At 36.7% G+C, this 22,962-nt stretch carries 27 protein-coding genes; 10 read left to right on the forward strand and 17 right to left on the reverse strand.

The genetic code is table 11. From position 1 onward, the window contains the following. Nucleotides 1-123 precede the first annotated feature (123 nt). Complete coding sequence (locus ISU02_RS10575) at nucleotides 124-708, reverse strand: DUF5052 family protein (protein WP_194701813.1); 585 nt, start codon at nucleotides 706-708, stop codon at nucleotides 124-126. Nucleotides 709-900: 192 nt separating this feature from the next. Here ISU02_RS10575 and ISU02_RS10580 point away from each other — a divergent pair, with 192 nt between their 5' ends. Next, nucleotides 901-2,091 (forward strand): hypothetical protein, encoded by a 1,191-nt coding sequence (locus ISU02_RS10580; protein WP_194701814.1) that lies wholly within the window; start codon nucleotides 901-903, stop codon nucleotides 2,089-2,091. A gap of 48 nt (nucleotides 2,092-2,139) precedes the next feature. Here the strand turns inward: ISU02_RS10580 and ISU02_RS10585 are convergent, their stop codons facing one another. Together ISU02_RS10585 and ISU02_RS10590 are read right to left on the reverse strand one after the other, a co-directional pair. Further along, nucleotides 2,140-2,904 carry a hypothetical protein gene (locus tag ISU02_RS10585; RefSeq protein ID WP_194701815.1) on the reverse strand — a complete coding sequence of 255 codons (765 nt, stop codon included), beginning with the start codon at nucleotides 2,902-2,904 and terminating at the stop codon, nucleotides 2,140-2,142. Then, nucleotides 2,891-3,781, reverse strand: a complete 891-nt coding sequence (locus tag ISU02_RS10590; RefSeq protein ID WP_194701816.1) for a mechanosensitive ion channel family protein — start codon at nucleotides 3,779-3,781, stop codon at nucleotides 2,891-2,893. Before ISU02_RS10590 ends, ISU02_RS10585 begins: the two co-directional genes overlap by 14 nt. A gap of 138 nt (nucleotides 3,782-3,919) precedes the next feature. On the opposite strand from ISU02_RS10590, the gene ISU02_RS10595 reads away from it, so the two are divergent. Further along, on the forward strand, nucleotides 3,920-4,216 hold the full coding sequence (locus ISU02_RS10595) for a hypothetical protein (protein WP_194701817.1): 297 nt from the start codon (nucleotides 3,920-3,922) through the stop codon (nucleotides 4,214-4,216). A 146-nt stretch (nucleotides 4,217-4,362) separates the two neighbouring features. On the opposite strand, the gene ISU02_RS10600 is transcribed toward ISU02_RS10595, so the two are convergent. Further along, nucleotides 4,363-4,911, reverse strand: coding sequence for a TetR/AcrR family transcriptional regulator (locus ISU02_RS10600; RefSeq protein ID WP_194701818.1), 549 nt, complete (start codon nucleotides 4,909-4,911; stop codon nucleotides 4,363-4,365). A 381-nt stretch (nucleotides 4,912-5,292) separates the two neighbouring features. Here ISU02_RS10600 and ISU02_RS10605 point away from each other — a divergent pair, with 381 nt between their 5' ends. Continuing rightward, a complete protein-coding gene (locus tag ISU02_RS10605) occupies nucleotides 5,293-6,192 on the forward strand; it encodes an LCP family protein (protein ID WP_194701819.1) in 900 nt (299 codons plus the stop codon). A gap of 58 nt (nucleotides 6,193-6,250) precedes the next feature. On the opposite strand, the gene ISU02_RS10610 is transcribed toward ISU02_RS10605, so the two are convergent. Further along, a complete protein-coding gene (locus ISU02_RS10610; protein ID WP_194701820.1) occupies nucleotides 6,251-7,135 on the reverse strand; it encodes a GGDEF domain-containing protein in 885 nt (294 codons plus the stop codon). Between the two features lie 166 nt (nucleotides 7,136-7,301). Then, nucleotides 7,302-7,760 carry a DUF6557 family protein gene (locus ISU02_RS10615; RefSeq protein ID WP_194701821.1) on the reverse strand — a complete coding sequence of 153 codons (459 nt, stop codon included), beginning with the start codon at nucleotides 7,758-7,760 and terminating at the stop codon, nucleotides 7,302-7,304. A gap of 134 nt (nucleotides 7,761-7,894) precedes the next feature. Here ISU02_RS10615 and proC point away from each other — a divergent pair, with 134 nt between their 5' ends. Together proC and ISU02_RS10625 are read left to right on the forward strand one after the other, a co-directional pair. Then, entirely contained in the window at nucleotides 7,895-8,707 is an 813-nt protein-coding gene (gene proC / locus ISU02_RS10620) for a pyrroline-5-carboxylate reductase (RefSeq protein WP_194701822.1), read from the forward strand. Nucleotides 8,708-8,717: 10 nt separating this feature from the next. Next, nucleotides 8,718-9,674 carry a DegV family protein gene (locus tag ISU02_RS10625; protein WP_194701823.1) on the forward strand — a complete coding sequence of 319 codons (957 nt, stop codon included), beginning with the start codon at nucleotides 8,718-8,720 and terminating at the stop codon, nucleotides 9,672-9,674. Between the two features lie 172 nt (nucleotides 9,675-9,846). Here the strand turns inward: ISU02_RS10625 and ISU02_RS10630 are convergent, their stop codons facing one another. After that, a complete protein-coding gene (locus tag ISU02_RS10630; RefSeq protein ID WP_194701824.1) occupies nucleotides 9,847-10,287 on the reverse strand; it encodes a MarR family winged helix-turn-helix transcriptional regulator in 441 nt (146 codons plus the stop codon). A gap of 136 nt (nucleotides 10,288-10,423) precedes the next feature. Here ISU02_RS10630 and ISU02_RS10635 point away from each other — a divergent pair, with 136 nt between their 5' ends. The 3 genes from ISU02_RS10635 (at nucleotide 10,424) to ISU02_RS10645 (ending at nucleotide 12,437) form a co-directional block, all read left to right on the forward strand. Further along, nucleotides 10,424-11,413, forward strand: a complete 990-nt coding sequence (locus tag ISU02_RS10635) for a YhdH/YhfP family quinone oxidoreductase (RefSeq protein WP_194701825.1) — start codon at nucleotides 10,424-10,426, stop codon at nucleotides 11,411-11,413. Between the two features lie 182 nt (nucleotides 11,414-11,595). After that, nucleotides 11,596-12,219: a hypothetical protein gene (locus ISU02_RS10640; RefSeq protein ID WP_194701826.1), complete on the forward strand. Its 624-nt coding sequence runs from the start codon at nucleotides 11,596-11,598 to the stop codon at nucleotides 12,217-12,219. An 11-nt stretch (nucleotides 12,220-12,230) separates the two neighbouring features. Further along, a complete protein-coding gene (locus ISU02_RS10645; protein WP_194701827.1) occupies nucleotides 12,231-12,437 on the forward strand; it encodes a helix-turn-helix domain-containing protein in 207 nt (68 codons plus the stop codon). Between the two features lie 105 nt (nucleotides 12,438-12,542). Here the strand turns inward: ISU02_RS10645 and ISU02_RS10650 are convergent, their stop codons facing one another. Together ISU02_RS10650 and ISU02_RS10655 are read right to left on the reverse strand one after the other, a co-directional pair. Further along, nucleotides 12,543-13,268, reverse strand: a complete 726-nt coding sequence (locus tag ISU02_RS10650) for a YkgJ family cysteine cluster protein (protein WP_194701828.1) — start codon at nucleotides 13,266-13,268, stop codon at nucleotides 12,543-12,545. A gap of 16 nt (nucleotides 13,269-13,284) precedes the next feature. Then, a complete protein-coding gene (locus tag ISU02_RS10655) occupies nucleotides 13,285-14,145 on the reverse strand; it encodes a phosphatase PAP2 family protein (RefSeq protein WP_194701829.1) in 861 nt (286 codons plus the stop codon). 410 nt (nucleotides 14,146-14,555) lie between these two features. Between ISU02_RS10655 and ISU02_RS10660 the strand changes: the two genes are divergently transcribed. Further along, complete coding sequence (locus ISU02_RS10660) at nucleotides 14,556-14,783, forward strand: hypothetical protein (protein WP_194701830.1); 228 nt, start codon at nucleotides 14,556-14,558, stop codon at nucleotides 14,781-14,783. A gap of 245 nt (nucleotides 14,784-15,028) precedes the next feature. On the opposite strand, the gene ISU02_RS10665 is transcribed toward ISU02_RS10660, so the two are convergent. After that, entirely contained in the window at nucleotides 15,029-15,685 is a 657-nt protein-coding gene (locus ISU02_RS10665) for an HAD family hydrolase (RefSeq protein WP_194701831.1), read from the reverse strand. A 13-nt stretch (nucleotides 15,686-15,698) separates the two neighbouring features. After that, complete coding sequence (locus ISU02_RS10670; RefSeq protein ID WP_194701832.1) at nucleotides 15,699-16,391, reverse strand: class II D-tagatose-bisphosphate aldolase non-catalytic subunit; 693 nt, start codon at nucleotides 16,389-16,391, stop codon at nucleotides 15,699-15,701. A gap of 89 nt (nucleotides 16,392-16,480) precedes the next feature. On the opposite strand from ISU02_RS10670, the gene ISU02_RS10675 reads away from it, so the two are divergent. Then, a complete protein-coding gene (locus tag ISU02_RS10675) occupies nucleotides 16,481-16,885 on the forward strand; it encodes a twitching motility protein PilT (protein ID WP_194701833.1) in 405 nt (134 codons plus the stop codon). A 170-nt stretch (nucleotides 16,886-17,055) separates the two neighbouring features. Here ISU02_RS10675 and ISU02_RS10680 read toward each other — a convergent pair whose 3' ends face one another. From ISU02_RS10680 to ISU02_RS10705, 6 genes are all read right to left on the reverse strand, one after another. Continuing rightward, nucleotides 17,056-17,517: a GNAT family N-acetyltransferase gene (locus tag ISU02_RS10680; RefSeq protein WP_194701834.1), complete on the reverse strand. Its 462-nt coding sequence runs from the start codon at nucleotides 17,515-17,517 to the stop codon at nucleotides 17,056-17,058. Between the two features lie 142 nt (nucleotides 17,518-17,659). Continuing rightward, nucleotides 17,660-18,679, reverse strand: coding sequence for an NADPH dehydrogenase NamA (gene namA, locus ISU02_RS10685; RefSeq protein WP_194701835.1), 1,020 nt, complete (start codon nucleotides 18,677-18,679; stop codon nucleotides 17,660-17,662). A gap of 73 nt (nucleotides 18,680-18,752) precedes the next feature. Next, nucleotides 18,753-19,757, reverse strand: a complete 1,005-nt coding sequence (locus ISU02_RS10690; protein WP_194701836.1) for an anti-sigma factor domain-containing protein — start codon at nucleotides 19,755-19,757, stop codon at nucleotides 18,753-18,755. Next, nucleotides 19,730-20,431 carry an RNA polymerase subunit sigma gene (locus tag ISU02_RS10695; protein WP_194701837.1) on the reverse strand — a complete coding sequence of 234 codons (702 nt, stop codon included), beginning with the start codon at nucleotides 20,429-20,431 and terminating at the stop codon, nucleotides 19,730-19,732. The genes ISU02_RS10690 and ISU02_RS10695 overlap by 28 nt, the downstream gene beginning before the upstream one ends. 78 nt (nucleotides 20,432-20,509) lie before the next feature. Continuing rightward, a complete protein-coding gene (locus ISU02_RS10700) occupies nucleotides 20,510-21,220 on the reverse strand; it encodes a hypothetical protein (protein ID WP_194701838.1) in 711 nt (236 codons plus the stop codon). 105 nt (nucleotides 21,221-21,325) lie between these two features. Continuing rightward, a complete protein-coding gene (locus ISU02_RS10705) occupies nucleotides 21,326-22,909 on the reverse strand; it encodes a histidine kinase N-terminal 7TM domain-containing diguanylate cyclase (RefSeq protein WP_194701839.1) in 1,584 nt (527 codons plus the stop codon). Nucleotides 22,910-22,962: the final 53 nt, after the last annotated feature.

Genomic DNA, 22,962 nt, shown 5'->3' on the forward strand with positions numbered 1-22,962 from the left:
AACTCGTTTTCGCTGATGTCGTTTGAGGTGGGGCGCTCCTCACCACAGCTTTCGCCCCAAATCTTGTGGTTAAAAAAGAGCAGTTGCATATCTAATGCCTTAGATGTGCACTGCCCCTCTATTTCACTGAATCATCTCCGCCTCAAAGATTTCAAAATCACATCTGTAGATGGTCATCCGCTTATTGTCTATGAGAATCTTCGTGGATGAAGGCAAACCGCTCTTTTCCACTAAAACATTATCGCCTTCATACACAGCAATGATAACACCTGATTGATTTTTGACAACAATGACACGTTTGAGACCACTAAACTCCGATTTGAAATTGTTAATGGATCTATCAAGAGATGTAAATCCGCCATTGCCCTCTTTGGAAGTATCTATGGCCTGAGAGAGTTCATAAGTTTCAACCAAGTTTTCCAGTCCATTTTCAACGGCGATCATGGATGAGCCAACATGTTGCCATGAGTAGCCATCAATCGTAATTAAAATAACATTTTCAACCTCAGAAGGTTGCATATCCGTGCTCTTGCCACTTACAGTCATGGTCTGATTGCCAAAATCATCGTAGACATTAAAAGTTCTGGCAATGCCAAAGGTCTCTGCTTTTAAATCCTTAATACTGCTCTGAAATTTAGTACAGCCACTTGTCGATAGTAAAATGATCAATAATAATAAAAATGAGATTCGCTTTTTCACTGAGTACATACAGCCTCCATACATTTAGATTAAGACATGCCATGCCGCTTCATAACAAAACAGCAATCCCACTTTGTCTTGGATTCATAAGCTTCTAATCAATTAGGATTATTTTAACAAAAGAAACTTATATGATCAATAGATTGTTTAATCTCCTATTTTCTTTTATAATAAACTAAAGATAGATTGGGAGGTGGAAAAATGGAACCAATTATAACTCAATTAAAGCAATGGCTCATTCTATCCTTTTCTGATCTTTTGAAAATCAAAAAATACATTGCACAAAAATACATAAAATCTTCCCAAAAAGAACGCGCCAGAATCCTTTCGAATACAGTGCATCAAGTGCTTGATAAACATTTAGACGGCATTGATCAAGAACACAAGACGGCGCTTAAATACAACGTTTTATCGCATACAATTACTCAAAGTGACTGTGATATTTCAAAATATGATATTTTCAAATCTATCTTTGAACTGGACTTATCCCCTTCTGACCAAATTATGCTCGCCTCCGATTGGATTGACAAAAGTACAGATCTCAATTTGGATGCCAGTGATATTTTAGAATTTGTCGTGGCCTACTCAGAGGCGCATGATCAGCAATATACCCCTGAAAGGCTTCCAGATATTCATCGAGCATTACCACAAAGACCCTATTCTAAAGCTCCAAAACATCACCCATTTGGGGATTTTATCAATCATTACCTTCTCAATGCCGAATTTATAATCACGCTCTTTATTGTCGCGATTATTGCAACGACACTCGGATCTGCAATTGTACTTTCAAAGCCTGAACCTCAAGAAATTAAAACTGAAATTCAAATCACGCGTGCATTAACCACAATACACAATCCCTTTTTAGCACAATCCCTGTTCTTAATGAAAACCGTCCGCGTTAAAAATTTGCCACATGCATTTGAAGTTTTCATTGAATATGAAAAAACAGAAAAAAAAGTAGAGCATTATCACTATAGACCCTTTGATTTTATGGCTTTAAAGAGTTATCTTGTCAATGTCAGACACAGCCTCATAGGTGAATCGCCTTACTTAAACCAAGTGATCTATATCTCAAAGTTGAACAATATAGATCCCCTTCTGCTCATTGCGATCATTGGGCAAGAACAAAATTTCATTCCCATTGAAAATGCAAATAGAGCTCAGATTGTCAATAATCCCTATAATGTTTTTTACAGTTGGAAATCATACAATACGACACTTTCAGACAGCACGCAAATTGCTATAAATACCATTAAAAACAGTTTCGATAAAAAAGACCGTGAAGATATGGATGACATAGAATGGCTCAATCAAACGTATGCAGAAGATCTCAATTGGCATAAAGGTGTCAAGGAGATTTACAGCTTCCTTGATGATCTCTGTAGGCAATGACTTTACTCTAGTCAGTATCTTTATGGATTCCAGTTAAAGAGATTGATTTCAGTTAAAGAATGCTTTTGAGAGTAAACTTTCGTCGGTTTCTTCAAGCAGCTTCGAATTCGCGGCAATGATATAAAGCACTACGGTGTAAGTGGGCTTGACGCGTTTAAAGTACAGTCTCCCCTTTAAGTCTACCACACTAAAATTTGTGCCGCCTGAATCTGCCTTTGGAATGCCAAACTGGATATAGTGATTTAAAAATCGATCTTTTTGATGCCAAAGTCCATGTGTTTGAATGTTGATGTCCACTTTCTCCCAACCTTCAGAATCCAAGTACTTCACATCCTTTTGAGTCCCTTGGATTTCATAAGAAAATGCACCTTTGTATTCTGGATCTCCCAGATCCTTTAAAATAAGGTGCTCATAATCATAAGTTGGAACCAAAGCGAGTTCATCAAGCGTTTGAGGAAATGAGGCGTCTTCAATCACATATGCCCCATAAAAGGAAGAATAATAAGGCGAATTTCGATCAAAAATACTGGATGTGCCCTGATTAAAATCACCATAGCTATAGAGTATTGTAAGCGATAAGTCCGTGTGGTTAACGTCATTAAAGCCCTCAGAGGCATCAAACCAATTCATATTTGAAAACCACGCCATGCCCGTCGGTATGTCAAATTCGAATTTAGAATGTGCCCTTGCCTTTTCAAGGGTGGTTAACCCACCCATTATAATTCTAGCTCTCGTATAGGGCACGAGCATTAAAGTTGTCAAGAGCATTAAAATTGCCAACGTGCCAATACCGATGCTCTTATTCCATTTCATGAATTGATCCATTCTTTTTAGAATCCAATGTCATCCTCATGGTTGGATAAGCCAAAGAAATGGTTTTGGATTCATTGATGATATTTAGAATATCTTCCCAAATCGCTTCTTTGGTACTCCGTCTTTGTTGAGGGGCGCAGAGATATCGAATGGTTAACTGCACACCACTTTCTTTCACATCGGTGTACACAATTGGCGTCAAATTTTTATAGAGAATCATATACTTCTTTGAAGCCACTCTAATTTTTTTTTCAATTTCTTGACTCAAATGCAAGGTATGCTTCTCTGCGACATCTAAGAAGGTGCGCTTAGCCGTTTTCCAGTCACTTTCAAAGGTAAGTAAAATGCTGATCTCATTCCAAATATATTCAAATCCAATCGTATAATTGGCCAAATGATCCGTGAACACTTTATAGTTTGGCATGTGAATAATTCGACCTGTGCTTTGATCTTCTTGAATCCAGTTCCCAATTTCCATAACTGAAAACTGGAATAATCTTTGATCGATGACATCCCCTTTCACACCTGCAATTTCTATTCTATCCCCCACTGTAAAAGGGCGTTTTGTCATGATAAAAATCCAAGCTGCCATATTTACCACTAAGTCTTTAAGCGCCACCGCAAGGCCTGCTGAAATCAATCCAAAGTAAGTTGAAAAGCTCTGTCCAAATTTTAGCCAGATGCCGCCAATTAATAATGCTGAAATGGCGAACACGACGTAATTGATGATCCTTCTCACTCTATAAAAACTTGTACTATCTGTAATTCTTTGATGAAGGACTTTTAACAATACCTTTTTGATAAAATAGGCAACGATTATAATTGCAATTGTCATTAAAATCTCACCTGTGTACTTCCCATCCAAAGTAAAAATCATTTTATCCCTCCTCGTATTTTTATTTTACCACATCCTCACGGCCTGCATATATTGTTAATTTAAATACTTCTGATTTATCGAATAATTTCTACAATTTGGGGTATGAAACTATCATTATATTTAAGGAGTGTGATGTCAATGCCTTATAGAGGTACAAATGCTAAACGACAAGTGGTTCATGCAAAGAGTAAGAATACTCTAAGAGATGGCGCAAAGAATCATTACCATTCTGAAAAAAAAGAGCTTGAACATGAACTCTCACAAAACAAAACTGAAATACTAAAGTTGCTCAATGATGGCTACCGGTACGAAAGAACCTCAAAAGAAGGGTTTCGAACCATTGTCCACTTTATCAATAATGATCAGCACCGAATTGAAATCCAATTTGACTTCTTCGATAATTTCAAAGCCTTAGAAGATTTATATCTCAATTAGAATTTCTAGCATGACTCGCAGTACGTTCATAAGTTCCCAAAATTTCAATATGGATTTTTTATACTGAAAAAGGACATTATACGCTTTTGATCAATGTCCTTTTTTCGTGTGAAAATCACCCTCACTATGCCATTTTTTTCTTAACTTTATTTGACCACCAATAATTTTTCAAGTACTTTCTCAAAGAGTTCGTATTCATAGATCTGATAGGATGCCATTTGAACATGAGTATTGATGATAAAATTGGCAACTTCATCAGCAGATATTACCGTATCGAACACACAAGTTTCAATTAATCGATCCGAGAGCATCTTGCTCACCCTGCTGATCAGGGCATTTTTATCTGGATTCATGCACCGCTGAGTAGTCGCATGAGCGCGATTTACTGAAAACAGCTCTAAAAATTGTCCTAAATGCACTTTCAGGGTCTCATAACAATCGTTTATCTGATTTAATATAGACGCATCACTGTCCAAAATAATCTTCACATTTTCTTCGTATCCCTTCCAAAAGAAAAGCATCACTTTGTAATCAAGTGCACTTTTATCTGAAAAATAATTGTAAAAAGTGCCAATGGACACCCCACTTTTTTTAGAAATCGCTCTGATATTCATAGCAGAATAACCCTTTTCCTGAATAAGTTCTCTGGCAACTGATAAGATGAGCCGTTCTGGATCCTGTATGATTTTGGGCATAATATCATCCTTTCATAAAATCTCATTTCCATTTTACGCCTCTATGACCAAACCGTCAAACCCTCTTTTTTTCATGACAAAAGACCATCAGATGGGCTAATCATAATGGTCTTTTGTCTGAGATTTTCATGTAGGATGTTTACCACTTTAGTGGATCATCTAGAGTATACCAATGCAACATCAAATACATGCTAAATATTTGTTAAATCTATGTTTTTTGATGTTAAAACAATTTTTTTATTCACAATACATTCATATTTTTGTCATCACATTGATTTATTATATTCGTGATATAGCCGTTGACAAAGTTTATAAAAGTCTTATACTAGCTATGGATGACTCCCGCGTCATATCTTTATATAAAGACAAGAAGGCTTAATTATGAAAAAAGGCATCAAAATATTAATTCTATTAGTCATCCTGATCAGTGCCGTTTTTATTGGATTCAGTGCACTCTATCAGGACCGTATCAATGTACTTGTATTCGGCGTTGAAGGTATGAGAACGGATACCATGATTCTATTATCCATCGATACTGCAACAAACGATGTCAGTGCCGTCTCTATTCCACGTGATACCTATTGCCCAACGGAAGGGCATAACAAATTAGGTCAAAAAAAATTAAATGCCCGATATGGTTTCAAAGATGATGGTGGTGTTAAAGGCTTAACCACTGCCATTGAACAACTCATGGGAATCAAAATTGATCACTACATCAAAGTGGATTATGACGGTGTTGCCGCTGTTGTGGATTTAATTGGCGACGTTGAAGTCGATGTGCCCATTCAAATGCAGTATGATGATCCCTATGCCACACCACCGCTTCACATAGATTTCGAACCTGGACTTCAAAAAATATCTGGTGAAAATGCCTTGGGTTATCTCAGATTCAGAAAATCTAATGATGGGAAAATTAGAGAGGGTGATATTCAAAGAATTGCACGTCAACAGGCCTTTCTAAAAAGTGCTGCAAAGAAAGCACTCACCCTGAAACTGCCTTATATTGCAACCAAAGCACTGGATTATGTGGAAACCGATTTAGCGCCCAAAGAGGTCATATTATATACAGCTTCGCTAATGGGCACGTCCATAGATCATGTGCATTTCTATACATTGCCCATGAAATCCACTGGAACTGGCAAGGACGGTCTAAGTTATTTTTATCATGATCCAACGGCCACATTCGAACTCATGAAAGGCATTTACGATGGATCACTTGCTGAACAAGAGGCTCTTGATCTCAAAAACCAAGAATCTTTAAGCAAGGAAACTCAAAATTAAAAAAAAGCGTAAAATCTATCCCCAACTCATGCTTGGGCTATCGGTTTTACGCTTTTCTTTATTTGTGAACAAACTCTACGATGCATTGATTTCTACCATTATTTTTAGCTTTATACAAGTTCTCATCTGCTCTTGAAATCAAATCCTCAAAATGACACTTAGTACTCGGATGAATCCCAACACCGCCTATACTAATCGTCACATTAAATTCTTGATCTGAGAACTTCATTTTTGTGGCTTCAACTTCTTTCCGAATTCTCTCGCAAATGACTCTAAATATTTTTTCATCTTCTCCTTTAATGACGATGATGAATTCTTCACCGCCATATCGTGCAATCCAATCTCTTTCAGAACGGATACTTGCCTTGAGAATTGTACCGATTTTTGTCAATACCTTATCCCCCACTAAATGCCCGTAACTGTCATTTATATTTTTGAAATGATCAATATCCGCAATGCCAATAAAAATATTCTTATCCGAATACGAGATCATTTTTATATCATAAGGGAGATGTTCTTCAACATATCTTTTATTATACAGACCTGTGAGATCATCAGTAATTACAGCTTGATTGAGGCGTGCAATCAAATCACTATAGTCTGTTGTCTTATTCTGATCGATCGCTTCAACGAAATTTGTATGCGTAATATCTTTTATAAGCTCCAAAGCACATACTTTGCCATTGACTTCATACGGTGATGCCATCACAAGATAGAGTTTGCCGCTCTCTATTTCAAACTTAACTAAGGTTTTATTTGCTTTAATTGCACTCATGCTGATGCAATTATCACAAATTTTGTTTTGTTTCCAAAAGTCAAAACATTTGTTTTGCGTAATCACAGGAAATTCTTCTGGTCTAAAGGTATACTTAATTGCCTTATCGGAAGGATCAACCACTCTAACATAGTCAAAAAGTGTTCTCAAAAATTCAATTTTGTCCATTTTATCTTCCCCTATAATTTCTTAACCCCTATAATACTTATACCACAATGTCGATATTCAAACCAGCGTAATGTATTGTAATAAAAACAAAAAAAGTGAAAAGGCATTTGCCATCTCCACTCTTCATCTTTACCCGATATCGGAAATACATCTTTTAAGCGTTAATTCAATGAAACATATCGCTTGACAGACCATTCTCAAGATCTCTAAGCTCGTTTTCAATGGATGCTTCATCAAAACCATAAAAAGTCATTTCATAAAGACAAATGGCTATGATGCTCTCGTCTGTAATCTGAAGTGTCTGGTCTACATCTAGAGTTGCATTTACCCACTCTTCCCACTTCGCAAATCCAAGTGCAAACTGTAAATTCTGTTTCTTGTCATATCCAGAAACAACCACATAGGCTTCTTCATCGAGATCCGCCTCATGTCCCTCTGACTGACTTGGATCAACAAGTCCTATCTTTATAACAAATTCATCAAAAGGAATTATTCTTAAAGTCTCCAGCAAATCATAAACGGCACTATAAGCTTCTATCTCATTATCCGTTTCAGGATAAAGAATTAAAAGTTCATTTAAAACCGCATCCTTATTTGTATTCATCATCAATGTTTTTAAATTCATATCTGCCTTCCTTTGTATACATTAACTCACTCCCTTCATTATCATTTATTTTCCGAGGGTTTGTCAATGAAAATCATAAAAATATCATCATTCTGTGATACAATATGTTTAGTATAAAGACACCGGAGGTTACCATGAAATACAAAATTGGATTTATTGGCGCAGGCAATATGGCCAAGGCAATCATTAAGGGCCTTTTAAGCGCTTCTATTGTAAAAGAAGATGAGATTTTAGCCAGTGCTTCTTCACAAAATAGTATTGATCAAACAAAGGCATCTCTAAAAATTCAGACGACTTTGGACAACACTCAAGTCGCTAGAGAATGTGAATATGTCATTCTTGCTATAAAGCCTTACATGGTGGAGACCATCCTTCAAGAAATTAGTGATTACCTTTCGCCAGATCAGGTTGTCATCTCAATTGCAGCGGGAATAACGCTGGACCAACTGGCTGAATGGACAGACCACAAAGTACGGTTGTATCGGGCAATGCCTAACACACCTGCCCATGTAAATGCAGGGATGACTTCATTGTGCACGAAAATATCCTCAGAGGATCCCTCGTATTCATATGTGATTTCACTCTTTGAAGCCATTGGGAAATGTGAGGTGATTAAAGAATCTCTTATCCATGCGGCAATTGCCATTCATGGTTCTTCGCCAGCCTATGTCTACATGATGCTTGAAGCCATGGGAGATGCAGGTGTACTTCTGGGATTGCCAAGGGATCAAGCTTATAAAATGGCTGCTCAAAGTCTCTACGGCGCTGCGCTGATGAGTCTTGAAACTGGCCTACATCCTGGCGTTCTAAAAGATCAAGTTACTTCTCCAGGAGGAACGACCATCGAAGCTGTTGCTTCACTTGAAAAATCTGGTTTTAGATCCGATTTAATAGAGGCCATGGTATCCTGTGCTTCAAAATCTATTCAAATGTCAACAAAAAAATGAGAGGTATGATGTGATTAAACTAATAGCAGACTCAACCTGTGATCTTTCAGAGGAGATATGTGTTCAACTGGATATTGGTATTGCCCCACTTAGTATTACGATTGACGGTAAAACCTATAAAGATAGAATTGACATTGACGCCGATACTTTTTTTTCAAAAATTGCGGAGTATAAGATGCCACCTACTACGGCTATGCCTTCACCAGCAGTTTTTTTACGGCTCTTTGATGAAGCTTATGCACAAGGCAAAAAAGAAATTCTATGTATTTGTATGTCTCGAAAAACCAGTGGTTCCTATCAATCTGCGCTCATTGCGAAAGATTATTTTCTAGATGCTCATGAGGTCAAGGACTATAAAATACACATTGTGGATTCTACATCTATGAGTCACGGTAGCGGCTGGCTTGTCATAAAGTCAGCACGTTTGATCAATGCAGGTAAATCTTTTGAAGAAATCGTTGACTTTGTGGAAACTTATAAGAGGAATGTGAAACATTTTCTATCTGTGGACGATCTAGACAACCTTGTAAGAAGTGGTCGCCTGAGATCGACGAGTGCGTTTATTGGTAAAATGCTAAAAGTTAAACCCATTATGTCTATGCGAGATGGTGAGGGCGCAATTGTCGGCAAGGAAAGAGGTCGAAAAAAAGTACTTCAGCACTATATCGATGCCTTTAAAGAGCGTGTCAATTGGGAGCTAACTGACTTTGTAATCGTAGGGTATACTTCTGATAGAATCTATGCCGAAAATCTAGTACACCTCATAAAATCAGAAACCGCTTTCCAAGGAGACATTTTCTTACTGCAAATGGGCGTTGCAGTGGGGACACATGTCGGTCTTGGTGGATTGTCATTCTATTTTCTCGAAAAAGCGCATATTCACGATGGCTTATTTGTAAATAACTTTAAGCATCTTAAAGACCACGTTGAAGAGTCTACACATAAATTATTGAACAAGAAAAAATAGAAATGCGTTTTATTTTTAATACCACACTTTAAAGTCACAACTCAAAAGATTATCTAAATCTTATGAATTGTGCCTTTTTAAATTGCATATTTTTAACTGCATATTTTTAACTTATATCTTTTCAAATTTAATTTTTTCGATTTGCTCAATACTTATCGTTTACATTTATAGTTTACTCGATATGCCGTCCAAAATTATTATTCATCCTTTTTAATAATTTCAGAAACACTTCTTTTTCCCCCTCTTCAAAGCCTTCAAAGGCAACTGCATTAATCTCAGCAGAGATCTCTTTGTATACGGATTCAAAAGCACGCCCTTTTTCAGTTAAAACAATATAGACAACGCGCCGGTCTTCTTTAGAAAATTCCTTCTGAATATATTTTCTTTCAATGAGTTTATTGACCAAGACTGTGATTGTAGATTTGTCCTTATTCACTAGAGAGCTCAATTCACTCATCTTGAGCCTGCCTCCATGCTCGTAAAGTGCTGTGAAAATATTGCCATAAGAAGGTACCAAATCATCAATTTGATTTTCTTTCAATTGCATTTCAATAAATTTTTGCATTTTCTTCTTCGTTTTACTTATAAAATAGACAATGTACTTATCATTCATAGATATAGCCCTCCATACTCCATTATACGTGATCTCCTTTTAACTTTCAATTTGTTTGACATGAAACTAATTTGATGATATATTAAATTCATAATAGTTTTATATAAAACTAAATTCGATTACTTTGGAGGTTCACATGTCATACAGAGCACTCGTTATATCAGAAGCCAACAATATGTTCATAAAAGAAATCAAGCAGATAGAGTTTCAAGAACTCAAACCAGACTGCGTCAGAATCAAAGTTCTTTATTCTTCTTTGAATTATAAGGATGCTTTATCTTCATCTGGTAATAAAGGGGTAACACGTAGTTATCCACATGTTCCAGGCATTGATGCGGCTGGCATTATCGAAGAAAGTCACTCGAATTTATTCAAGAAAGGCGATGAAGTCATTGTAACAGGTTATGACCTCGGTATGGACACCGATGGCGGATTTGGTGAATTCATCGACATCCCTGCCAATTGGGTTGTCAAAAAGCCATCAAGCTTGTCTTTTAAAAATGCAATGCTCTACGGTACAGCAGGATTCACTGCAGCGCTTTCCGTTAAAAGAATGGTCGATCATGGCATAAAACCTGAAGATGGAAAAATTCTAGTCACAGGTGCCACTGGTGGTGTTGGCAGTATTGCCATGAGCATATTGAGCCATTTGGGCTATCATGTTGTTGCAGTCACTGGAAAGACCCATTTGAAGGAACAACTGCTCCTAAATGGTGCATCTGAAGTCATCGATAGAAGTGATTTGACACAACTCGGCACAAAGATGCTCGCCAAACCTGTCTGGGCTGCTGCAATTGATACCGTTGGCGGAGAATATCTTTCCTCAGCAGTAAAATCCACTGCCTATAACGGTTGTGTCACCTGTTGCGGCAATGTGGCCTCTCCTGATTTTGAACTCAATGTGTACCCATTTATTTTAAGGGGTGTAACCCTTTATGGCATTGATTCCGTCCAGTGTACAATGCCGCTGCGCACTAAAATATGGGATCTATTATCGGACGGCTGGTCCATCGTAGAAAGCTTTAAGACTATTCAGACCGTCAGTCTATCCGAAATTGAAACACAGATCGACTTGATGCTCAAAGGTAAACACTCAGGACGTACCATTTTAGAACACCATCACTAAAAAATAAAAAATCATAACCTAAATCAAAATCACATGTTTTTGGCAGAAGGCTTTATTCATCCAAAAACATGTGATTTTTAATGTTTTTCATTAAAAATATAACGTTTATCATTAATTTTATATTGACTTTTAGATTTTTTATTTATATACTTATCCATAGAAATTCAACTGGAGGTGTATTTATGAAATCTAAACCAACTTACGACAACATCAAGAATCTACATAGTGTACTTAAGTTTTTCTATTATGGAACGCTCCTTATTGCTTTTATCAATCTCATAATCACCCTTGCGATTCCATCACTACCCGATTCAGCCATTACATTTGAAAGAGGGATTCGAGAATGGGCTTATTCTGTAGACTTCCCTCTTGGCATTGGCAGTATGTCATTTACGCTCTTTCATACCATTCCAACAACGATACTCCAATTTCTACCGGTTAAATACATCAATGTTCAAGCAGCTATTATGATTGATTCCATTATAAGCTTATTTTGCCTTATAATACTTATCAATTTAGGCCTCAAAAAACTGGTTAACTTGACACAAGATATCTTGAATAATGAAAGTCCATTTCAACTCAAACATATCAAGTCTTTTCGAATATTTGCTTTTATAGTCATGCTCTATTCAACATTAGGCAATACGGTCTTATGCATTTTATTCAGCATATTCGTGACGGGGTTCATGAGTGTAACTTTTGATTTTATGTGGTCAGGCGTGTTTTTTGGAATTCTAGGCTATATATTTTCTGATATTGCTGAATACGGCTTATTCCTACAAGATGAATATGATACAACACTCTAAGGAGGTTACTCATGGCAATAATCATGCGCTTAGACAAGGTTTTAGCTGAAAATAAGATGAAATTAAATGAGCTGGCTGACTTGATTGGTATTTCCCCAGTAAATCTTTCAAACATCAAAACGGGCAAAATAAAAGCCATACGATTTACAACTTTAGATGCAATCTGTAAGCATTTAAATTGTCAACCTGGCGATATTATAGAGTATACAAGAGATTAACCGATTTCTGTAATTAAATTATTGAGCATTATCATCGGCCATCCAACCGCTTAGAGCAGGTCAAATACACCTGCTTCCAGCTGGACGAAAACTAATGCTCTTCACTTAGGCGGGTTCATTAGAATGGTTCATGGGAAGACTTCTTACAAGATCTAATCTGATCTCTTGCAAGAACTCACTTGTAACGACTTCATAGGCTTTATCCAGCAATACATATTCTATAAAAAAACCTACTAAATGCTGATTCATCATCATTTCGCCCATGAAACCACTAAAGAAGAGTTTACCATCTAAATTGATGAGCAAGTCATAAAGTTCATTGACCTCAACTTCATCGAGCACGCGTGCTCTTTGATAATTTTCACAATACTCAATGGTTCGATTGACAACGCTTTGGGGCAATTTAAGCTGTAACTCTGTAAAAAGTGTTTTTGCCACACGTTTGTTTTGCCTTTGAATGCGTTTCAAGTTTTGATCAAAAGCGTCACGAAATCGATTGCCAAATATGCGGCAAGGCAAAGGCCTTGCTTCATAAATACTACAAAGATGCGCCTCATTCAGAAACGGACACTTTCTGGGCATAACCCATTCACTAAAATAGTATTTTAGCAAGTTCTTTTCTATAGGATCAGGGATCTCAATTTGACCATTTTCCATTTCATAATATCGATGCACTATATGGAGCGCTTCAACCATGGATATGTTAACAGACTCATGGCAACAATTTGTACAGCCCTGACATGTGCCAGAGGGTACCGCATTATAGATTTCATTTAGTTGATCCCATAGTTTATGGTCTGTACAGTACTTAATGCCTTCATTTATCTTCATCTCTTTTTCTCTCTTCTTAAAAAATTCTGTGCTTAGACAGTCGCAACACTACAAATAGAGCAGGCGCTCCGGCTGTGGCCCATAATAATGTCATAAAGTATCTCATAAAAATCATACTTGGTGTATCAGGCAGTACGATTTTTAGGCCTATAAATGTCAGCAATAAACCCGTCATACCGATGATATATTTTATAATTTGCCGATCTAAGGCACCTCTGGCGTCAAAATTTACAAAATTCTCCTCTATCCAATAACCTACAATATAGCCCAATAAAATGGCAACACCTTTATAGTAACTCTCTGTTTTGAAAATAAAAAGGGTGACCACAGCAATTGCCAATATTATAAAGTAAGATAAAAAATCACTATAGCGATAAGCGCGATCGTGCATCCACTCAGCAACTTTCACGATAACCAAAGCAATAAGGATTGCTGCAATGACATCTTTCGGCCAATGTACACCTAAATACAATCTAGAAGTTGCAACTGCTATAATCAAAAAAAATCCCAACACATTAATGATCTTGTTCTTACAAATTATTATTATCGAAAAAATAAATGTCGCTATGGTCTGTGTATGCCCACTTGGAAACGATGCGCCTGTGGCGGTTTGTGTACGCAAACTTCTTATACCTTCAACACCAATGGGTCTCACTGCATTGAAAATTTCTTTCAATATGCCATTCAATGCAACTGAAAGTGTCATTGCCAGCAATATGCGTCTGGAATTGGTCTTGTCCACGCACCAGTACAGTAAGCTCAATAAAAAGATATATGTATAAGCTTCTCCCAATATGGTTATCACTTCGAATACACGATCCAAAAATGGTGAGCTAAAACGTTGTAACCACATTATAAAATCTATCTCAATCGGCATGTCCTTCTCCTCACTTAATCTTTAGTATAGCCATCTATAGGTTTCATCTATAGGTTTCATCTATATGGGCATTCAGATGTATTTATCAATATATTTATTGTACCAAATACGCCACAACATAACAACCAAGTACAGTGTCCATTAAAATCACCACATAATTTTAAACTTTCTTAATATATGTGATTTTGAGGACGTTTCATGGTATATTATCTTAAACCCAATGTGCTAAGTCTCTATCGATATTTTAGAAGGTGGCACATAGGCATCAAGCTCCAGCATTTGCTTGATTCTATTTCCAACTGCATTTATCGTTTCTCTAAATGTAATTAGAATAAAAGTCATATCCATACACATATAAAAGAATCTAGAGAAATCTAATTTTATTGCGAGTCCAAAGGAGGGGTAGCCCTATGAAAATGATTCGGAAATACATTGAAAGCACTTCACGTTTTAAAAAAATTTCAGATGCACTCTTCATTTTAGCCTTGTCCATAAGTTCGTACACACTTTGGAAGACTTATACGACCAAGGCTTCGAATGTATGCCCTATAAACGCTAATCAAGACATGTACTATCTTTCAATAGGCTTGTTAATTGCCGCTTTTTTTATCACTTTCTTTGAGAAAAAAACAAAATAGAACAACAACATTTAAAACAATATTTGAGCCACCGTTCGATGTCTCAAAACGATTTTCGCTGACGCTGTTTGAGGTTAAACACTCCTCATCGCAGCTTTTGGCTCAAATCTTGTTGCATAAAACAACATTTGAGCCACCGTTCGATGTCTCAAAACGATTTTCGCTGACGCTGTTTGAGGTTAAACACTCCTCATCACAGCTTTTGGCTCAAATCTTGTTGTTTTAAAAAACCTTCTATCCATAATTTATAGATAGAAGGTTTTTGTTATTTGATTAAAATTCAGTTCTGAAAATTCATGAATACTTAAATCTGCTTTTGAATGATCTTGATTGCCACTTTGAAATCCCAGACAGTGCATACCCGCATTTTTAGCAGCTGCTATGCCATTTTGAGAATCTTCAATAACCAGGCACTCAGAAGGTTCTGTATCACAAAGCGCTGCTGCCTTTAAAAAGATCTCTGGATTGGGTTTACCATGGACTACACGATCACCCGAAACGAACTGCTGAAAATAGGCCTTAAGTTTAAATCGATTGAGCACAATCTCAATGATTTCTCCTCGCGAGGACGAGGCCAATACCAGATTAAGACCTCTCTCTTTAAACTTTGACAGCCAAGTTTCAACCCCAGGCATCGTAGTCATTTGCTCTTCATGTGTTAATCTCTGAATGTATTTTTTTGTGTGAAGGTCTATCGCTGCTTCTATACTTAAATCTTTGAACTCATACCGATCTATAAAGTAAGACCAAAAGTCAAATGCTGTCCGACCAACGAATCTTTCAACTTCAGCTTCAATATAAGGCACTTTATATTCACTGAAGATTTCTTTCTCAACCGCCATAAACAATCTCTCAGAATCTATAATCACACCATCCATATCAAATATAACCGTTTTAATCATTTTGAATCCTTTCTCAATCCAGACTTGGATAAGTCGCAAAGTAATAATGATCTAACTCAGTTATGATGCCATCTATTAAGATCTCATAAGCATCATTTTTGAGAGTACCCTTTCTAATCTTTTGATATTGAACGGGTACATATTGACTGAGTAATGTCAAAGGCATGGATACATTCGAAAGATTCGAAAGCAACGTTTCTATGGATTTTTCAACTGTTTCAGTCGCAAAATAGTACCGAACGCGATCCGAAAAGCTGTAATGCTTTGCAAGATTAACTTCCTCATCACTTCCATGATAGTGATGCATCCAATTTTCTGGATGTTCGCTCATGGCCTTTTCAAGACTATCTCTAAACCCTGACACCTCTTTACCATATATCGGCATGACTTCCGATTCTATTAGCGCCAAAGCAAAAAGCATCTCTCTGAGTGCAAAAATCATGGCAGGGCCCACTTTTAAAATGGCGATCCCATCTTCCACCATTGCCTTCAAGCATTTCACTGTCTGATAGTCTGTAGAATGGCCTTCAAAAACTAAATTTGGAAAATCAACCATAGCACTTGTCAATGGTAATGCCTCAGATCGATTGTATTCATGAATTTGTGCATCTTCAAATTCAACACCCGGTTGAACAACAACGGCTATGACTTGATCCCATTCCGATTGGAGACCCTTTTTTATAAAAGCTTGTTCAAAACAGCTCACGGTCTTTCTGAAAATTAATGATGTGATTATTGTAAAATCATGTTAAAATTAAGTATGAACCTAAAATACAGAACTTACAGGGGGCTTATATGATTAAATTGATTATTGGACAACCAGGTATGGGCAAGACAAAAGAGATGATTGATCATGCGAATGCAGCTGTTAAGACTTCAAAGGGCAGTATTGTTTTTATCGGCGAATCAGATGAATGTATTCTAGAAATTCATCACAATATCAGGCATATTAATGTTTCAGAGTTCCCTATTAACTCATCTGATGAGTTCATTGCATTTTTACACGGTTTGATGAGTACGAATTATGATATTGAAAGCATTTATTTAGACGGTATTTTAAATATTTTCATTTTGACGCCAGAGGAAATATGTGGGTGGCTTGAAAAAGTTAAAATGATTGCAGACCGCTTCAATATTCACTTTGAGATCAGTTTAAGTATGAATGGAAGTATTCCAGATTGCTTTTCACCTTACATGTAGGGCTGAATGTTTTCAGCTTATAACTGTGTCTATATTCAAAAAAATAAAAGGCTGTTGCAAAAACTAAGAATTAGTTGAGCAACAGCTCTTTTTTTTCGAAAATAATAGTTCATCTTGTACAACAGTCTGTTATATATCGCTGTCCTTTATGAAACTCGATTGTGAAGCACTCAACGCTGCAAATCAAATGCGTATATTCTTGAATGTTCACCCCAAGGATGGTAGCCCTCTGCAAGATAGTAAAATCCGAATTTTTCATAATAGCCTCTATGATCTGTACATAAATACAAATTGGAAAAACCAGCTTCACTTGCATCTTCTTTTGCCTTATCCAGCAAAAGTTTACCATAGGCATTGCCCCTATGTTCTTTTTCAATATATAAAGCACAGACCCACGGGTACAAATCCATTCTACTGATAAAATCATTCGTGATAAGTCCAGCACCACCTACAATTTCCTCTCGATCATTCAACAGTAAATACCATTGAGGTAACGGTCTTTGTGCGAAAATACTATTAGAGATACAATCCTCATAAATTTTCATAGTGGCTTCATTGGCCCATCTCTTTTGAAAATATTGAATTGCAATATCTTTGTATGATGGCTTTTCCCTTATAGATATGATTTTCATATGACATTTTCCTCCTAGATTAGACTTCACTACCAGATTAGAGTTCGCTACTCTTTATTATATCACTTAAAAGAGATCCACCCACTATCTTTAGTAAAAATCCATCTATCTAAAAAACTGTCTATAAAAGTGCTTTTTCGGTTTACCTACTTCTCTGATATGGCTTAGGCCAGTCTATATCTGCTTGAAGTTCATTTGATGCCTGTAATGCCCAATAGGGATTTCTCAATAATTCGCGTCCTAAAAAAAACAGATCCACTCTATTGTTTTGAAGCATTTCTTCAGCCATCAGCGCACTCGTCAGCAAACCACCGCCAATAACGGGTAAATTCGTATTTGCCTTAATCGTCTCAGCAAATTTGATTTGATAGCCGGGATATGCATTTATTGGAGCCTGAACCACACCGCCGGAACTGACATTAATGATATCAATACCTTCATGCTTAACCCTATTGATGAGTTCTGCAACCTCTTCAGGGTGGTTGCCACCTTCAGCGTATTCCTCAGCAGAAACTCTCAAAATCATCCCCTTTTCCTTGGGCCATACCGTTCTAATGGCCCTGACCACTTCTTTTAAAAATCGAGATCGATTCTCTAAATTGCCCCCGTATTGATCCGTTCTTTTATTGGTTAATGGGGACATAAATGTGTTGATCAGATACCCATGTGCACCATGCAACTCGAGAAAATCAAAACCAGCTTTTAATGCCCTTTCAGCGGCTTTTTTATAGGCCTCTATGACCGTTGCAATATCATCTAGATTCATTTCATTTGGCGTCTGATACGCATGGCTAAATGCAATTGAACTGGGTGCAATGATATTTTCTGCTGTCACTTCACATTTTCGGCCTGCATGTCCCAGTTGAATGCCCATTTGAGTACCATGCGGCTTGCAAGCATCCACAATTTTTTTAAGCCCTGCAACATGATTATCATCCCATATGCCCAAATCCTTAGATGAAATTCTGCCACGCTTTTCAACAGCGGTAGCCTCCATTATGATCAGTCCCACGCCACCAATTGCACGTGTGGCATAATGAATATAATGCCATGAAGTTGGATTGCCTTCTTCATCCGCACTATACATACACATGGGAGGCATTACAATTCTATTTTTAATGACTTTATCCTTGATTTTATACTGTGAAAAAATTTTTGACATACACAACTCCTTTGCTTGTAATGTAAACAATCCATCGATTATCTTTGATACCCCTAAATATCATTCTGAACCACTATTCATCATGATCAGAATATCTGTGTTCATCTCTGTGCTCGTCCTTGTGCTCGTCTCTGTATTCATTCACAGTATTATCTTTTGTGTTCGTCTGTTCCTTCACATCTATTTCTTTTCCCATATCTTGCTCAATGTAATCATTGGGGGATTCAAATTCATGATCTTTTACTTCAGACCCATGTTCATCTTTTTCAGATTCGTGTTCATCACTCTCGTGTTCATCACTCTCGTGTTCGTCACGCTCATGCTCTATGCGCTCAAACAAGTCGTGAATTTCTAGATGTTTAATATCGTCCTCATCATAATCTGGATGTTCCTCTGAAATGAGATGACGGCCTAACGAAATCCCTTCAGATTTGGTCTTTTCATAACTTTGATAATCTCCAATGAGCACTTCTGCGTTAAGGCGTTCAATATAAACTGACATACTTTTTTCGATGTCTTTAACCAGCTGTTCTAAATTGCTCTGTGTGGGAGCAACTGCTATAAGAACACTTTTTTGATCAATATTGTAACCCGATAAAACCGCCTGATCTAAAATTTGGATCACCGCAGTTTCATAAGACTGCCCTTTCAGTTGTAATATGGATACCAGTTGTTTAGCCTCTTCGTTCAAAGGCCTCACCTTGATCACTTCACCTGCCTTATTGAGTTCAAGTTCAAGGCTTGGATTGATATCCACACTCATTACGGCATAGGTTACATTCAAAAATTGACTGTTGATCAAAAAGACGATCATCAAAATGGCTGCTATTGTGCTTAGATATCTGATCACTCTTAGTTTGCTTATTTTATTGTCAGAGTCCCTATCCATGCGAATATCAATGCGATCTTCATCTAAAAAGTATATTTGTTCTCCCACGCTATGATTTGCTTTATAATTTATCTTCACATGCTCACAGCGGTCGCTTAGAACATGTAAGTACTCCGCATTGATTTCTAGAATAATACCTCTATGCAATTTTTCAGAAGTTTCTACTTGTGGCCATCTCTCATGATCCATCTTTTAATCGCCCCTAACTCTTTCACAAAAATAATGATAACTGACGTGATAAACATTCGATTTTTTTCCAGTACTTTGACACTCGCTTTCAGTTCAACGTGTATCCTTTGAATCGGTAAGCGGTATTTGTCAAACATCACTGAAACGATTGGTTTATGTGCGCTCACTTGTTTTGCTATTTTTATCGTACGCTCTCTTGAATCTTTATGTTTGGGGGTTTTTTCAAGCAAGTCCTTGAAAGTAATTCTAAATTTCAGCAATTCATCTTTCCAAACAGCAATTTCATCTTCAAGTACATTCTCTTGTTGAAATTTATTAAGTATATCATCAGATTGTAAATGGTCCAAATCTTGAATCTCCATGGGTGAGGCATCAGTGTTCTGCTTTGCCATTTGTGTTTTGAGCCTGCTTGTGATCACTAATTTTGCATACGGCAAAAAGAGACCCTTTTGAATATCGTATCGGTCAATGGCTTCATTAAAAGCCATTAAACCAACACTGAGTTCATCTGAGTCGCCAATGCTTACATATCTGCCAGTGAAATCACTTACACACTTCACGATAAAGGGCATATACCTTTGAATCATAGCATTTCTTGCCCCTTGATCAGATTTTGCATCTGAAAGTTCAGTGATAATGGCTTCAGTTGTGCCCTTTTTCTTATCATAACCCATTGCTACCATCCTGAAAGTCAAAACGTATATCTTAAAATTTTAGTTTTTTATTACATCTCGATAAGGATACAATTTTAATTATTTGTGGTGAATCTCATTTTCATGGTGATTGCGATCATAGATATGTTCAAAATCATAGTCGTGATCATAGTCATAATCATGGTTGTAGTCGTGGTCATAATCATGGTCATAATCGTGGTCGTAGTCGTAGTCATGGTCATAGTCATGGTCGTAATCGTGGTCGTAGTCATAGCTGTGATCATAATCCTGGTCATAGTTGTGATCCGTATACATATGATAATGACCCAATAAATTTGTAAATGCCTTGCCTTGGATAACAAATTGATAAGGTTCATCGATTATGGCTTGAGTTTGAAACGCTGATAAAAATTGATCTAACGTTTCACCTACATATGGCTTAAAGGCTTGATTTGAAGTGCCATCCATATTTTCAACCCCAAGCAATACCAGTTGTTCATCAAAATTGAGCCTATAATCCACTTTAGAATCGATCAAAATTGTAAATACTGTAGGATTCACCGCTACATTAACGGGGATTACAGATGTCGTTGTGGGTGGCGCAACTACAGCGGATTTAGGTGCTGATGCTTTTGGTGTTGATGCTTTTGGAATTGGCGCGCTCACTGTACTAGTTTTGTCCTGAATCGTTGCAGAAGTCACCGCGTCCACTGATGCACCTTGTGCAACAGAAAAGGTACCAATACTCAATGTCACTAACATGAAACTCAATCCTAAAATCACTCGTTTTTTAATATGACTATTTTTCATTTCATAATCCTCCTTATGTTTATCTGCTATAGAATACAAATTCGAATTGCATTTTAGGGGGGATTTTAAAAATAATCTATTCTTTTTCTATTTTTTCCTTAACCGTCAAATTTCACAAAATGCATCGTATCTTTGCAAGGTATATTGATTTCTACCGTTTTGCTTTGAACGATAAAGCAGTTGATCTGCCAACGGATAAACTTGATCAAATTTCACTGTATCTAAAGTTATCTGAGTTATACCACCTAAGCTTACAGTTACTTTTATATTCTTTTTCATTTGTTCATAGGGAATCGCTTGAATTCTTTCCACAATCTCTTCTGCAATGTTCTCACAGACCTCATGTTCCGTCAAAGTCAACATAATTCCAAATTCATCTCCGCCTAATCGCCCTAAGATCGCTTTATCGCCAACCGCACGCTTAATTATGTCAACAATATGCTTCAAAACTTCATCCCCTGTGGGATGTCCAAATTGATCATTGATGTGTTTAAAATGATCAATATCTACAATGTAGAGCGCCCCTACCGCCGCAAGCGATTGATTGAAGCGATTTATAAAGCCTCTACTGTTATAAATGTCCATTTGCATATCCATTTCAGCTTTTATAATAAGTTCATTCTTTTCCATTTCTCTAGAACTGACATTTCTAATTACCATGACTGCACCGATTTTATTATTTTGACCGTCCTTTAAATAATGCATTTGAAATTCGTAATACTTCATTTCATTATTGACCAGCCATTTTTTTTGAAAAGTACTGTCTTTTTCCTCGTAAATAGAGTGATTTGCTGCTAATACCTGACTGTAAATCATACTGAAAAGATCAAATGGATTATTACACTCCAATGAAACGCGTTCCTTTAAAGGTATTGCTGACAATCTCTCCAAAAAGAATGATTGAGCTGACGGATTGACTTCAACAATTTTTCCGGATTTTGAAAAAACAACAATACCTTCGTCCAAAGAATTGATGATCCATTCTTTTGCAAGTGGCGTGATCTTTAAAAACTGAAATTTGAAAATACTAATTGCAATAAAAGTGTAGAGCATAATAAAGCTTAAAGACATTGGCAACAAATCCGTGTTGCACGATAACCAATAGTGCTTGATCACTAAGAAAAGAACCGTGACGAGCATTCCCATCCCCAGTGTGATCACTTGAGTCTTCATCTGCTCGAAAATTTTAATTTGAAATCTAAACAGAAAAAATATGACCATAAAAATTAAAAGGAATCTAAAAGTAACATGACCGTTACCTAAAAAAGTAGGCTCTATAATTAAATTGTAATAGCCATTTTCAATGACATAGTTGACAGATTTCCTGATCAAATGATGCTGTCCATCCGTAAAAGTTAGGGGTAATATAATACAATTTGAGATAAACGAAAAGATAACAACCCCCTTAAGTATTTTGCCCTTATAGCTTATATATTCCATCACAAAAATCAAACTAAAGACAGGCATAAACGCCATTCCAATCTGCGTCATATTTCTCCAAAATAAAGCGTGCTCCATTGATGTCGAGATGAGTTCAAATGAAGTTGATGATGCCCAGATCAACAGGCAAGCTAAGGCGATAAAAAAAGATCTAGCACCTTTTTCTTTTCGATTTCTGTAAATAAGAGCCATTAAAAAAAGAAGTATTAAAATAGACACTGAATTTAAAATGAAATATATAAAATTCATATTATACACCTGACCAATCCTCTTCAAATTGTAATGCTGAAACTTATTCTATT

The organism is Fusibacter ferrireducens (assembly GCF_015352425.1).
Lineage (GTDB): Bacteria > Bacillota > Clostridia > Peptostreptococcales > Acidaminobacteraceae > Fusibacter_A > Fusibacter_A ferrireducens.